Genomic DNA, 13,240 nt, shown 5'->3' on the forward strand with positions numbered 1-13,240 from the left:
AAGAAAAGCATGGACTGCGTTATACAACTCTTAGAGGAATAGATAAAGTGCGAATGCAGACCCTGCTTGCTTTCGCATGTCTAAATTTAAAAAAGCTGGCAAATTGGAAGTGGAAAAACTCCAAAAGCCAGCTCTTTTTGCGATCTTTTTTTGTTAGGAAAATACATATTTCCAAATTACAGGATATTTTCTCATGCAAGTTAAAATATTTGCCCTTTCGGGCAGATTGTTTTGTCTACAAACTGAGAAGAATGCAAGAGCATTCTTCTTTTTTTGACAAAATAGATAATAAGTAATATATTAAAACATCTCGACATATAGTATAATCTTAATACGAATGTCAAATCAGATCTACAAAAGAGGGATAAGATGGAAAACACTAATACTCTAGGTAATATGAATAAAGTTATTGATAATATAATTCAATCTGTAAGAAGCGGACAAGATGAGATTTTTTCTATATACGAGAATGCAAAAAATGAGTGCGAGAGAATAAAACTTGAACTACAATTATTTAAAGACAAAGTCGTAGATATAATAAGAGAAGTAGAAATACTAGAAAATGAAGAGAAAAAATGCAGAAATAAATTATTCATAGTTAGTAAAAATTTTGAAAGGTATAGCGAAGAAGACATAAAAAATGCTTACCAAGAAGCTACAGATGCACAAGTAAAACTAATACTAAAAAGAGAAGAAGAAAAAAATCTAGTAAAAGCTAGAAATGAATTAGAGATAAGACTAAAAAAGAATACAGAACTTGTTGAAAAAGCGGAAAATTATATGTACAAAATGAAGTCTGTTATGGATTTTTTAGTTGGAGATCTTCAAAATGTGTCTAAACAATTAAATCTATTAGAAGACAAAAACCAAATGGGAATAAATATAATAAAAGCTCAAGAAGAAGAAAGAAGAAAGATAGTTAGAGATATACACGATGGACCTGCACAGAGTTTAGCTTCCTTAGTTCTTAAATCTGAAATGTTAGAAAAGATAATGGATAAAGATATTTCTCTACTTAAAGATGAAATAAAAGAGATGAAAAATGTCATAAGAGATACACTGAAAGATGTAAGAAGGATTATGTATGATCTTAGCCCAACTTCATTAGACGATTTAGGACTAATTCCTACTATTAGGAGGATTATATCGGATATTACATACGATAGAGGAATAAATATAGATTTGATAGAACTAAGTAATGAAAAAATATACAGTCCTTTAGTTAATGTAACTGTTTTTAGAATAATTCAAGAAAGTTTAAATAATGCATGGAAGCATTCAAAATGTAAGAATATAAAAATCAAACTTGATATAAATAAAACTAATATATCTGCAATAGTAGAAGATGATGGTATAGGATTTAAGTTGAGTAATGACATAATATCTAAAAATTCATTCGGAATTAAATTTATGAAAGAAAGAGTGGAGCTTTTAGATGGAAAATTGGGCATACAATCTAAAGAAGGTCAAGGAACAAAAATAATATTTACAATTCCTAACAGGGAGGTACGATATGAAGGAAAAGATTAATGTATTGATAGTAGATGATCATGCACTTATGAGAGAAGGACTAAAAAAGATACTAGAACTTGAGGATAATATAAATATTGTAGCAACAGCTAGTGATGGAGTAGAAGCTATAGAGAAGTTCAAAATACATGATGTAGATGTTGTTCTTTTGGATATAAATATGCCAAACATGAACGGAATAGAAACTTTAAGAAAATTAAAATATATGGATTCATCAATCAAAGTAATAATGCTTACTATATATGATGAAAGAGAATATCTATTAGAAACATTAAACTTAGGAGCTAATGGATATATGCTTAAAGATTCAGAATCAGCAAGCTTAGTATCTGCAATAGTTAATGTAAATGATGGAGGAACTTATGTACATCCTAATTTAGCTGGAGAGCTTTTCAGAGAAATAAATGTAAAAAGAAGCAGTGGCTGCAAGTGTGGTATAGATAGTTTAACTAAAAGAGAGTACGAAGTTCTTTGTTGTATAGCTGATGGACTTAGTAATAGACAAATTTCAGAAACTCTTATCATAAGTGAGAAAACAGTAAAAAATCATGTTTCTAGCATACTTAAAAAACTAGAACTAGAAGATAGAACTCAAGCTGCAATATATGCATATAAAAATAATGTTAAAAAAATCTAACTTGAAATAAGTTAGATTTTTTTAAATTGTGAGAATTGTGATATAATAAAAACAATACATAAAAAAATTTTTAGAAGGAGGCAGGGAAAGGTGAAATTGACTCATGAATTTAAGAATGCTTGGAACAACCTAAAAGATGGTGAAATAGAAAGTGTAATGACTTATGGTAAAGAATATATGCACTTTTTAGACAATGGAAAGACAGAAAGGGAATGTGTTAAGGAGATAGTAAAGCAAGCTAAAGAAAATGGATTTATTTCTATTGATGATGCTATAAAAAATGGAAAAATAGAAAAAGGAGCTAGAATATACGCAGAAAACAAGGGGAAAGCTGTAGCATTATTTATAATAGGTGAAGAAGAGTTAGAAAAAGGTATGAGAATAGTTGGAGCTCATATAGATGCTCCAAGACTTGATCTTAAAGCGGTTCCACTGTATGAAGATGGAAATTTAGCTCTTTTAAAAACTCATTACTACGGTGGAATCAAAAAATATCAATGGACTGCTATACCACTAAGCTTACATGGAGTTATATATAAAGCTGATGGAACTAAAGTTGATATAGTTATAGGAGAAGAAGAAACAGATCCTGTACTTTATATAACTGATTTACTTCCTCACCTTGCTAAAGATCAGTATGAGAAAAAATTAGGAGAGGGTATAACGGGAGAAGGACTAAATGTTCTTATAGGACACATTCCTAGCAATCAAGATGAGAAAGATAAGGTCAAATACAATGTTCTAAAACTTTTGAATGATAAATATGGAATAACTGAAGAAGACTTCACTATGGCTGAAATAGAGATAGTTCCTGCAGGGAAATCAAGAGATGTAGGTATAGATAGATCTATGATTGCAGCTCATGGACATGATGATAGAGTATGCTCTTTTGCTGCATTAAAGGCAATACTAGAAACTGAAAATCCAAAATACACATCTGTAGGGTTGTTTGTTGATAAAGAAGAAGTAGGTTCTATGGGTAATACTGGAATGGAATCTAGATTTTTTGAAAATACAGTAGCTGAACTTATAAACCTACAAGGAGATTATAATGATCTAAAAGTTAGAAGATCTCTTGCAAATTCCATGGTGTTATCAGCAGATGTACTTGCTGGATTTGATCCTAATTTCCCAGATGTTTTAGATAAGAGAAATGCAGCATTCATAGGTCATGGGGTAGTTGTGACTAAGTATACAGGAGTTAGAGGTAAAGCAGGTTCTAATGATGCTAATGCTGAGTTCTTAGCTTATGTAAGAAAGATATTTAATGAAAATAACATAACTTGGCAAATAGGAGAACTTGGAAAAGTTGATCAAGGCGGCGGTGGTACTATCGCTTATATTTTAGCAAACTACGGAGCAGAGGTAGTAGATTGTGGTGTTCCTATGCTTAGCATGCATGCACCTTTAGAGCTTGTTAGCAAGGTTGATTGCTACGAAACATATAAAGCGTACAAGACATTTTATAAGGGAGTTTAAAACTCCCTTTTTTAGCTAAAGAAACTAATAACATGATCTATAAATTTCTTCTCTAGAGGTGTTAATGATTTTCTCTTAGAGTATGCAAGATAAAATTTTCTCTTAAGATTAAGATCTCTGATTTTGTAAGATTTTAGAAGATTAAAATTAATTTCATCTACAATTGCTTTATTTGAAATTATAGATAGACCTATTTCATGCCTTACCATTTTCTTTATAGCTTCAGAATTTTCTACATGAGCTATGATATTAAATTCATCTAAGGACATATTATTTTTGCTTAATTCCGATGTTATAAGCTTTCTAGTAGAAGATCCTTCTTTTCTCATTATTAGATTCTCATTTTTTATATCTTGTATTTGTACATATCCATTTTCGTTATTTATTTTATGATTATAAGGAGTTATTAAAACCAGTTCATCGCTTATCAAATCGATATACTCTATCTGGCTATTTGAGGATTTTCCTCCAACAAATCCAAAACTTATTTTATCAGTTATTATTCCTTCTATAATATCTTGAGAATCACATTGATTTAATATGTACTTTATATGAGGAAAATCACGGCTGAAAGACTTTAGTATATCAGGGATAACATATCCGTCAGGAATTGAACTAGATGAAATTTCTATAACTCCTTCTATTTTTCCAGCATATTCACCTAGATTGTAAAGAGCTCTTTGTTTAGTGTTGATCATATCTAGAGCGTATTCATAAAGTATTTTTCCGGATTTTGTAAGAGATATTCCTTTATTACTTCTATTGAGAAGAACAGTTCCTAACTCATTTTCAAGGTTTTGAATATGATTACTTATAGTTGGTTGAGTTAGAAATAGTTCTTTTGCAGCTTTTGAAAAGCTTTTATATTTTGCAACACAAACAAGTGTTTCTAGTTGTTTGAAATCCATTTTGTCCCCCTTGCTTGAAATCAATTTAATACGTCAATATAATATAATTATATCATATAGTTATAAAAATTATCAAAACATCATAATTTAATGTAAATTAACTCTTTAGGAGGCTTAGGATGTATAGATATAAAATAGAATCCTTGCTAAAACAAAATGAAGGACCTAAACTTGATTATAAATTAAAATTAAGTGTTGATACTGAGGGAGAAAAAAAGGAAATAGCTAAAGATATAGCCGCTATAGCAAATACTAATGGTGGAAGAGGATATATAATATTTGGAATAGAAGATAAAAGCAAGGAAGTTGTAGGAGTGGAAAGAAATGATCACATAGAAGAACAAATACAACAAATAATATCTAACAGAATAGACCCTCCTGTACCTATAAGAATGGAATATATAGAACATAAAAATAAAACATTAGGAATACTAACGATATTTAAAAGCAAACACAGACCACATCAAATAAGGCAAAATGGAACATTTTATATAAGAAGGGGATCTACAACTGATGTAGCAAGAAGATATGAGGTTGCAAATATGTTTAAGGAAAGTGCTATATTAACATCAGAAATGGTTCCTATATACAACGGCAGAGTAGATGAAATAGATGAAAAGTTAATATACAAATACTGCAATAAGATAAATATAAAAGAAGAAATATCACTTCAGCTTCTTGAAAATCTTGGAATATGTGTAAAGACAGAAGAATCTAAATACCATCCTACTTTAGGAGGGATACTTGTATTTGGAAAGTATCCTCAAAAACACATATTAGGAGCATCTATAAGAGTAAATAACAATATAAATAAAGATAATGTAATTAGAGTTTTCCAAGGAAATATTATTTATATGCTAGATGAAGTAGAGGAATATATAAAGTATATTCTAGCAAATTACAATTATCCAATAGATGGACTGTTTGAGTGTATAAGAAACAGTTTAGTTCATAGAGATTATCTAGACTTAAATAGAGAAATATTAATATATATAGGAACGGATAAAGTAGAAATAAGTAACCCTGGTACATTGACGCATGGAGATACAATAAATTCTATACTCAAAGAAAGAAATCCATCTAGAAGAAACAACTGGATCCACCAAAGACTACTGATTATAGATGATAAAATGAGGTTCCTAGGAAGTGGCATGGGTCTTGATAAAATAAAGAAATCTTTCGAGGGTGAAGGAAATGTAAGATTTTTCAATGTATATAATAGAAACCTATTTAGAGTAGTACTTCCAGGAATTAAAAAAAGCTAGATTGTACAATCTAGCTTTTGATGTTTAATAAGTTGGTGCCGGTGGTGGGACTTGAACCCACACGGTATTGCTACCAACGGATTTTGAGTCCGCCCCGTCTGCCATTCCAGCACACCGGCGATATGTAGTATATTAACATAAAATTTACCAAACATCAATATAAAAATATGATACGTTAGCCTTTTTACATAACTTTTTTTCTGTTATAATCTAGTTTAACAAATATATAGGAATTATTTTAAATTTAAACGAAAATGCACAAATTAAGTGTAAAAATAACACTAGGAGTTGTTAATATGGATAAGACGCTTGTTATAATAGATGGGAATAGTTTGATGAATAGGGCTTTTTATGCTCTTCCTGAACTTATGAATAAAGATGGACTTCATACTAATGCTATATATGGATTTACAACTATGCTATTTAAAATACTGCAAGATTATAATCCAACACATATAAGTGTAGCATTTGATAAAAAAGCACCTACATTTAGACACATAGAGTATAAAGATTACAAGGCTACAAGAAAAGGGATGCCAGACGAATTAAGGCAACAAGTTGAGCCACTAAAAGAACTATTAGATGCTTTTAAGGTACATAGACTTGAAATAGAGGGATTTGAAGCAGACGATATAATTGGCACTATATCTAAGATAGCAGAAGATAGTGGATTTAAGGTTATAATTGTAACAGGAGATAAAGATGCTATACAACTTGCATCAAATAATACTACTGTTTTAATAACAAAAAAAGGGCTTACAGACCTTGAAAACTACGATTATAGTGGAGTTATAGAAAGATATGAATTAACTCCAAATCAGTTCATAGACCTTAAAGGGCTTATGGGAGATAAATCTGACAATATACCAGGAGTTCCTGGAGTAGGAGAAAAAACAGGTATAAAGCTTTTGAAAGAATTTGGAAGTATTGAAAATATAATAGAAAATGTAGATAAATTAAAAGGAAGTATAAAAAATAAAATACAAGAAAACATTGAAAGTGCTGTCATGAGTAAGCGTCTTGCTACTATTGTTAGAGATATGCCTATAGATGTAGATCTTGAAAATCTTAAAGTAGAAGAATATGAATTTGATAAGCTAATAAATCTTTTTAATAAATATGAATTTAACTCTTTAATACCAAGGCTTAAAGCTAAAAGTGATACACAAGAAGTAAAGTTAAATATTATAAATATGGATGAAAATATAAATGAAATTATAGATGAAATAAAAAATAAAAAGTATCTAACTCTAAAAACAGTATCAAAAAACGGAAATCTAGTTAATAAGAATATTATATATATGTTTATTACATTAGATGGAGAAAATATATATTATACACAAAGCGAAGATGCTATGTTAAAAATGAAAGAAGTGTTAAATTCAAATGAAATTAAAAAGTATGGATATAAATTAAAGGAAGATTATATTAATTTAAGACCATACGATATTGATTTGAATAATCTATCATTTGATATCGAAATAGCAGAGTATTTAATAGACTCTACAAGCTCTACTTATACACATGATACTATAAGCACAAAATACCTAGGTCAAAAGGTAATGTCTGAAGAAGAACTTCTTGGGAAGGGAAAAAACGCAAAGAAGTACGAAGACTTAAACAAAGAAGAATTGACTAATTATTTTGCGAATATATTGAATGTAGTTTTTAAAGTAAAAGATAAAATGGAAGAGAAGATAAATAATTTAGACATGAATGAATTATTTTACAATGTTGAAATGCCTTTAGTACAAGTTTTAGGGTTTATGGAGTATGAAGGATTTAAGATAGATACAGATAAATTAAAAGAGTTAAAACTAGAATACAGTGATATTATACAAAACCTAGAAAATGACATATATGATTTAGCTAACGAAAAATTTAATATTAACTCACCGAAACAACTAGGAGTTATATTATTTGAAAGGCTAAATCTTCCAGTTATAAAGAAAACTAAAACTGGATACTCAACGGACAGTGAAGTTTTAGAAAGTCTAAAAAAAGAGCATCCGATAGTTGAAAAGATATCTGAATATAGACAGATTGTAAAGCTAAAAACTACTTATGTAGATGGATTACTTAATATAGTAAATGAAAAAACAGGAAGAATACACTCTTCGTTTAATCAAACTATAACAACAACAGGAAGAATTTCATCTACTGAACCGAATCTACAAAATATACCTATAAGGCTTGAAATGGGTAGAAATCTAAGAAAAGTATTTATAGCACAGGAAAACTATAAATTGCTAGACTCAGATTATTCTCAAATAGAACTTAGGGTATTAGCTCATATCTCTAAAGACAAAAACCTTATAGATGCATTCTTGAACAAAGAAGATGTTCATACTACAACTGCATCGAAAGTATTTGATGTAAGTATTGATAAAGTGACAAGAGAAATGAGAGATGCTGCTAAGGCTGTAAACTTTGGAATTGTTTATGGTATAAGTGATTTTGGACTTTCTCAAAATTTAAATATACCTGTAAAGAAAGCAAAAGATTATATAGATAGCTACTTTGAGAAATATCCAAAGGTAAAAGAATACATGGATAAGGTAGTAGAAGGTTCTAAGGAAAATGGATATGTTACAACTATTTTGAATAGAAGAAGATATATTCCTGAGATTAATTCTAAGAACTTTGTTCTTAGAAACCTAGGCAAAAGACTTGCTATGAATACACCTATTCAAGGAAGTGCAGCAGATATAATAAAAATAGCTATGGTAAATGTATATAAAAAGCTAAAGGAAAATAACTTAAAATCAAAACTTATTCTTCAGGTGCACGATGAACTTATCATAGAAGTACTAGACGAAGAAATAGATATGGTAAAAGACATTTTAAAAAATGAGATGACAAAAGCATTACATCTAGAAGTTCCTCTAGATATAGATATTAATTTAGGAAAATCTTGGTATGATACTAAATAGGAGAACGCTATGAAGATTATAGGGCTTACAGGATCAATAGGAAGTGGGAAGAGTACTGTATCAGATATATTAATAAAGAAGGGATTTAAGATAGTAGATGCAGATAAGATATCTAGAAAAATACTAGATAAAAATAGCGTTGCATTTATTGAAGTGGTTGAGCACTTTGGGGAAGAAATACTTCAAGATGATGGCAATATAGATAGAAAAAAATTAGGAAGTATAGTTTTTTCTGATGATGAAAAGCTTAAAAAACTAAACTCTATAACTCATCCAAAAATAGAACAAAATATAAAAAGTGAAATAGAGAACTACAAAAATAAAGGTGTGGATATAGTATTTCTAGATGCTCCTTTATTAATAGAAGCTAATCTAACTGGAATGGTAGACTTAGTACTTTTGATAATTTGTAGTTATGAAGTTCAAATACAAAGAATAATAAATAGAGATAATATAACTAAAGAAGAAGCTATCAAAAGAATTAATAGCCAAATGAGCGTTGAGGATAAAAAGAAATATGCAGACTATATAATAGATAATTCATACACATTAGATAAGTTAAATAGTGATGTTGATATGTTTTTGAAGTATTTGGAGGGAGTAGAACGGATTGATAAGGCATAAAAAAAAGCACTCTATATTGAGTGTAGTTATATTTGTAGCTTTAATAGTACTTGTGAGTAGGAGTAATATACTAGATAAACTATCTCACCCTTTGCACTATGAAAAGTACGTATATAAATATTCTGCAGAATATGAAATAGATCCCTACTTGGTATTTGCCATAATAAGAACTGAAAGTAAATTCTTTCCTTATGCTAAATCAAGAAAAGATGCTAAAGGGCTTATGCAAATAGCTCCTATAACAGAGAATTGGGCAAAAGAAGAGCTAAACAAAACTAATATAGACATATATGATCCAAAAACAAATATAAAAATAGGATGTTGGTATTTAAGTAAGCTTATGCGTCAGTTTGATGATATAGATCTTGTAATAGCAGCTTACAATGGTGGATCTGGTAATGTAGATAAGTGGTTATCTGATAATAGATATAGTTATAACGGAATTAATTTGACTAATATACCATTCAAAGAAACTAGACAATACGTAACAAAAGTAAAACAAGCAATGAAAACATACGAAAAGCTTTATAAGAAAAGGTGAATTGGATGAAGAGTATTAAATTTATTTGTGTAATATTTATGATTATCTTTTTATTGATTGGTTGTACAGATGCAGATATTGAAAATGATATAGATTTAGAAGAAAATGAAGAGATTACTGAAAATATATCTCCTAAAGAAGGAGGAAGTATAAGTATATCTGTTGTTAGATTTGAAACACTAAATCCTCTTTTGAATAAGGAAAAATCTTTAGATTACGCTCTAAAGCTTGTATATGATAGTTTATTTACCTTAGATGAAAACTATAATGTAGTACCACAGTTAGTTAAGCACTATGAGTTATCAGAAGATGGTATTTCTTTGAGAATAACATTAAGAGATAATGCAAAGTGGCACGACGGTGCAAATTTAACCTCGGATGATGTCAAATTTACTATAGACTTTCTAAAAGGAAATCCTGAAAGTCCGTATCATCCTCTTGTATCTAATATTTATAGTGTAAATATTATAGATGGTAAGAGTTTTAATATATCATTTGCTAGGCCTTATGCATTTTCTCTTGAAAAGCTAGTTTTCCCTATAGTACCTAGACATAGAGTTGGAAATTTAAGAGCAGAAGATGTAAAGCTTCCAGAAAAGAATTTTATAGGCTCTGGAATGTATAAAATAACAGAGTACGAAAAAAGAAGACATATAATTTTGACTAAAAACAATGACTATTACTATAAAAAGCCATATATAGATGAAATAAAAGTAATAATAGTGCCAGATAGAGAAACACAGGAGAATATGCTACTTTCTTTTGAAGCTCATATAGGTAAGGTTAGTGAGGTTATAAGTGGAAAATTCTCTCAAAGAAAATTCAATATTCATGAATATTTAGGTGAAGAATATGATTTTGTAGGTCTTAACTTTAATAGTGAATATATACAAGATATAAACTTTAGAAAGGCATTAGCATATGCAATAGACAGAAAGAAGATTTTAGAAAATGCCTATGTAGAGAAAGGAAGTTTAGTTGAATTTCCTTTAAATATAAATTCTAAATACTACAATAAAAATATAGAGTCCTATCAACATAATATAGATAAGGCTAGAGAATATTTACAGAAAACAGAATTTGAAGATATAAAACTAAGACTTTTAGTAAATGAAGATAACAGATTAAAAATAAAAACTGCATATATAATAAAAGAGTGTCTAGAAAAGCTAGATATAGAAGTTGAAATAATAGAACTTAGCTCTGATGATATGATGAATACGGTTTATGCAGGAGAGTACGAACTGGCTTTGCTAGGGTGGAAGTTACCTATATATAGCGACATATCATTTGCATTTTCATCACTAGATGGAAAAAATATTACAAACTATAATGATGAAAGAATGAACTATTTATTATCAAAGCTTACAAGCTCTGTGAATAAAGAAGAAACAATAATAAACTATCATTTAGTTCAAAACTATATCAAAGAGCATATTCCGTATATAAGTTTGGTTTTGAATAATCAACATATAGTTCTGAACAACAGGATAAAAGGAAGGTTAAAGCCAACTGATTTTAATATATACAATGGAATAGAAGAAATATTTGTTATAGACTAAAAGGGCAGGTAAATCTGCCCTTAAATATTAATATTGACTAAGTGATAAAAATAATTTAAAATAATAATACAAACCATGCAGGAGTGGTGGAATCGGCAGACACGCTATCTTGAGGGGGTAGTGAGAATATTCTCGTGCGGGTTCAAGTCCCGCCTCCTGCACCAGTTAAGCAGCGCTTATAGGCGTTGCTTTTTTCATATCAAAAACATTTTCAAATTTCGAGGTGAAGTATGGAAAAATTATTAGAATTATCACGTCAAAATGAAATAACACCATATTTTATAGATACGAAAGATATAATAGTAGAGGATAGAGTTTATCTAAAATGTGCCTACGGATGTAAAGACTTTGGCAAAAGACTTAATTGTCCACCTAATATAATAACTATAGACGAATTTAGAAGAATACTAAAAGAATATGAAAAAGGGCTAGTACTAATAGAAGAATATTACATAGATAAAGATGATGATATATATAATACGTGGGAAATAATAAGAAAAAACTCATTTCATAAAATGATTGAGATAGAAAAAGAAGCATTTAGACAAGGCTATAGCTTTGCACACTTATTAAGAGCTGGGTCATGTAATGAATGCCCAAAATGCAGTGAGCAATGCTCAAAACCATATTTAAGAAGGTTCTCTCCAGAATCTGTTGGAATAAATTTAACTAAAACACTAGAAAATATAAATATAACTATTAATTATGACAATACTAATAAGATAACGTTAATTGGATTACTTTTGTTATATTAAAAATAAATGATATAATAAGAAGGTATTATATACTATTTGTAGAATATATAATATAAATAATGTATTAAAACAGGAGGAACCAATGAATAAAAAAGCATTGACGCCACTTTTAGCAGGGTTAATAACTCTTTCTATGAGCTTTGGACATTCATTTGCACAAAGCGAACAAAGAGCAAGTATAACAGCTTCAGTGTTGAATGTCAGAAGTCAAGCTGCAATTTCATCTAGTGTAATATCAAAATTGTATAGAGGAAACCAAATCGTTGTAACAGGAGAAAATAATGATTGGTATAGTGTAAGGCTTAACAATGGAAGACAAGGATGGATAAGTAAGCAATATGCTTCGATTATTCCTTCTCAATCTGTATCAAGAAGTGCAAACTCTACAGGAGCAGTTGTTAGGTCAAATAATGTAAACTTCAGAGCAGGAGCTAGTACAAGTAGTAGAGTTATCAGAAGATTGAGCGCAGGAACAAGAGCAAATGTATTAGAAAAAACAGGAGATTGGTATAAGGTAGATATTAATGGTCAACAAGGATATATACACTCATCATTACTTACTATAGCACAACCTCAATCAGTAAAAGAAGAAACAAGACCTGTTGTTAGCAGGGGTACAACTAGATCAAATGTTATACAGATAGCTAATTCTCAGCTTGGAACAAGATATGTTTGGGGAGGTTCAAGCCCAAATGGATTTGATTGTTCTGGGTTTGTACTTTATACGTATAGAGCAGCTTTAGGAAGAAATCTTCCACATAGCTCTAGAGATCAGAGTAGAGAAGGAGTATATGTAGAAAAACAAAACCTAGAATTAGGTGATTTAGTATTCTTTGATACAAGTAATGATAGAAATATTAACCACGTAGGTATATATATAGGAAATGGACAGTTTATACATGCTTCGTCTTCAAGAAGACAAGTTATAGTATCTTCATTAAGTGAAGGGTATTATCAGAGAACTTACGTTACAGCTAGAAGAATTATAGATTAAAAGTGGTCTTTA

Annotated in this window: 11 protein-coding genes, 2 tRNA genes and 1 pseudogene; 12 read left to right on the forward strand and 2 right to left on the reverse strand. The window is 29.6% G+C overall.

Annotated features, from left to right (window positions below; genetic code table 11):
- The 4 genes and pseudogenes from CLOTH_RS10900 to CLOTH_RS06250 all read left to right on the forward strand — a co-directional run.
- Window positions 1–116 (forward strand): annotated as a pseudogene (locus CLOTH_RS10900) (transposase); the annotation flags it as partial.
- Between the two features lie 253 nt (window positions 117–369).
- On the forward strand, window positions 370–1,530 hold the full coding sequence (locus tag CLOTH_RS06240; protein ID WP_079412247.1) for a sensor histidine kinase: 1,161 nt from the start codon (window positions 370–372) through the stop codon (window positions 1,528–1,530).
- Window positions 1,514–2,167 carry a response regulator gene (locus CLOTH_RS06245; RefSeq protein WP_079412248.1) on the forward strand — a complete coding sequence of 218 codons (654 nt, stop codon included), beginning with the start codon at window positions 1,514–1,516 and terminating at the stop codon, window positions 2,165–2,167. Before CLOTH_RS06240 ends, CLOTH_RS06245 begins: the two co-directional genes overlap by 17 nt.
- A 90-nt stretch (window positions 2,168–2,257) precedes the next feature.
- Window positions 2,258–3,646 (forward strand): aminopeptidase, encoded by a 1,389-nt coding sequence (locus CLOTH_RS06250; protein WP_079412250.1) that lies wholly within the window; start codon window positions 2,258–2,260, stop codon window positions 3,644–3,646.
- A gap of 11 nt (window positions 3,647–3,657) precedes the next feature.
- Here the strand turns inward: CLOTH_RS06250 and CLOTH_RS06255 are convergent, their stop codons facing one another.
- Window positions 3,658–4,554 carry a selenium metabolism-associated LysR family transcriptional regulator gene (locus CLOTH_RS06255; protein ID WP_079412251.1) on the reverse strand — a complete coding sequence of 299 codons (897 nt, stop codon included), beginning with the start codon at window positions 4,552–4,554 and terminating at the stop codon, window positions 3,658–3,660.
- 119 nt (window positions 4,555–4,673) lie between these two features.
- Here CLOTH_RS06255 and CLOTH_RS06260 point away from each other — a divergent pair, with 119 nt between their 5' ends.
- Window positions 4,674–5,819, forward strand: a complete 1,146-nt coding sequence (locus tag CLOTH_RS06260) for an RNA-binding domain-containing protein (RefSeq protein WP_079412252.1) — start codon at window positions 4,674–4,676, stop codon at window positions 5,817–5,819.
- Between the two features lie 33 nt (window positions 5,820–5,852).
- On the opposite strand, the gene CLOTH_RS06265 is transcribed toward CLOTH_RS06260, so the two are convergent.
- Window positions 5,853–5,938 (reverse strand) — tRNA-Leu (locus tag CLOTH_RS06265).
- Between the two features lie 177 nt (window positions 5,939–6,115).
- Between CLOTH_RS06265 and polA the strand changes: the two genes are divergently transcribed.
- The 7 genes from polA to CLOTH_RS06300 all read left to right on the forward strand — a co-directional run bounded on the left by polA (window position 6,116) and on the right by CLOTH_RS06300 (window position 13,228).
- Window positions 6,116–8,752, forward strand: coding sequence for a DNA polymerase I (gene polA / locus CLOTH_RS06270; protein WP_079412253.1), 2,637 nt, complete (start codon window positions 6,116–6,118; stop codon window positions 8,750–8,752).
- Window positions 8,753–8,761: 9 nt separating this feature from the next.
- Window positions 8,762–9,376, forward strand: coding sequence for a dephospho-CoA kinase (coaE, locus tag CLOTH_RS06275; RefSeq protein ID WP_079412255.1), 615 nt, complete (start codon window positions 8,762–8,764; stop codon window positions 9,374–9,376).
- Complete coding sequence (locus tag CLOTH_RS06280) at window positions 9,363–9,917, forward strand: lytic transglycosylase domain-containing protein (RefSeq protein ID WP_331722034.1); 555 nt, start codon at window positions 9,363–9,365, stop codon at window positions 9,915–9,917. Before coaE ends, CLOTH_RS06280 begins: the two co-directional genes overlap by 14 nt.
- A 38-nt stretch (window positions 9,918–9,955) precedes the next feature.
- Window positions 9,956–11,479, forward strand: a complete 1,524-nt coding sequence (locus CLOTH_RS06285) for an ABC transporter substrate-binding protein (protein WP_158080478.1) — start codon at window positions 9,956–9,958, stop codon at window positions 11,477–11,479.
- A 77-nt stretch (window positions 11,480–11,556) separates the two neighbouring features.
- Window positions 11,557–11,643 (forward strand) — tRNA-Leu (locus tag CLOTH_RS06290).
- Window positions 11,644–11,709: 66 nt separating this feature from the next.
- Window positions 11,710–12,234 (forward strand): DUF2284 domain-containing protein, encoded by a 525-nt coding sequence (locus tag CLOTH_RS06295; protein ID WP_079412257.1) that lies wholly within the window; start codon window positions 11,710–11,712, stop codon window positions 12,232–12,234.
- A gap of 82 nt (window positions 12,235–12,316) precedes the next feature.
- A complete protein-coding gene (locus CLOTH_RS06300; RefSeq protein ID WP_079412258.1) occupies window positions 12,317–13,228 on the forward strand; it encodes a C40 family peptidase in 912 nt (303 codons plus the stop codon).
- The last annotated feature ends 12 nt before the right edge of the window (window positions 13,229–13,240 follow it).

Origin of the sequence: Alkalithermobacter paradoxus, assembly GCA_002029295.1 — a bacterium.
Taxonomy (GTDB): domain Bacteria; phylum Bacillota; class Clostridia; order Peptostreptococcales; family Peptostreptococcaceae; genus Alkalithermobacter; species Alkalithermobacter paradoxus.

Coding starts and splice junctions, on each gene's coding strand:
- CLOTH_RS06245 (WP_079412248.1), top strand. CDS start 1,514: ATGAAGGAAAAGATTAATGTATTGATAGTAGATGATCATGCACTTATG.
- CLOTH_RS06285 (WP_158080478.1), top strand. CDS start 9,956: ATGATTATCTTTTTATTGATTGGTTGTACAGATGCAGATATTGAAAAT.
- CLOTH_RS06255 (WP_079412251.1), bottom strand. CDS start 4,554: ATGGATTTCAAACAACTAGAAACACTTGTTTGTGTTGCAAAATATAAA.
- polA (WP_079412253.1), top strand. CDS start 6,116: ATGGATAAGACGCTTGTTATAATAGATGGGAATAGTTTGATGAATAGG.
- CLOTH_RS06260 (WP_079412252.1), top strand. CDS start 4,674: ATGTATAGATATAAAATAGAATCCTTGCTAAAACAAAATGAAGGACCT.
- CLOTH_RS06240 (WP_079412247.1), top strand. CDS start 370: ATGGAAAACACTAATACTCTAGGTAATATGAATAAAGTTATTGATAAT.
- coaE (WP_079412255.1), top strand. CDS start 8,762: ATGAAGATTATAGGGCTTACAGGATCAATAGGAAGTGGGAAGAGTACT.
- CLOTH_RS06295 (WP_079412257.1), top strand. CDS start 11,710: ATGGAAAAATTATTAGAATTATCACGTCAAAATGAAATAACACCATAT.
- CLOTH_RS06300 (WP_079412258.1), top strand. CDS start 12,317: ATGAATAAAAAAGCATTGACGCCACTTTTAGCAGGGTTAATAACTCTT.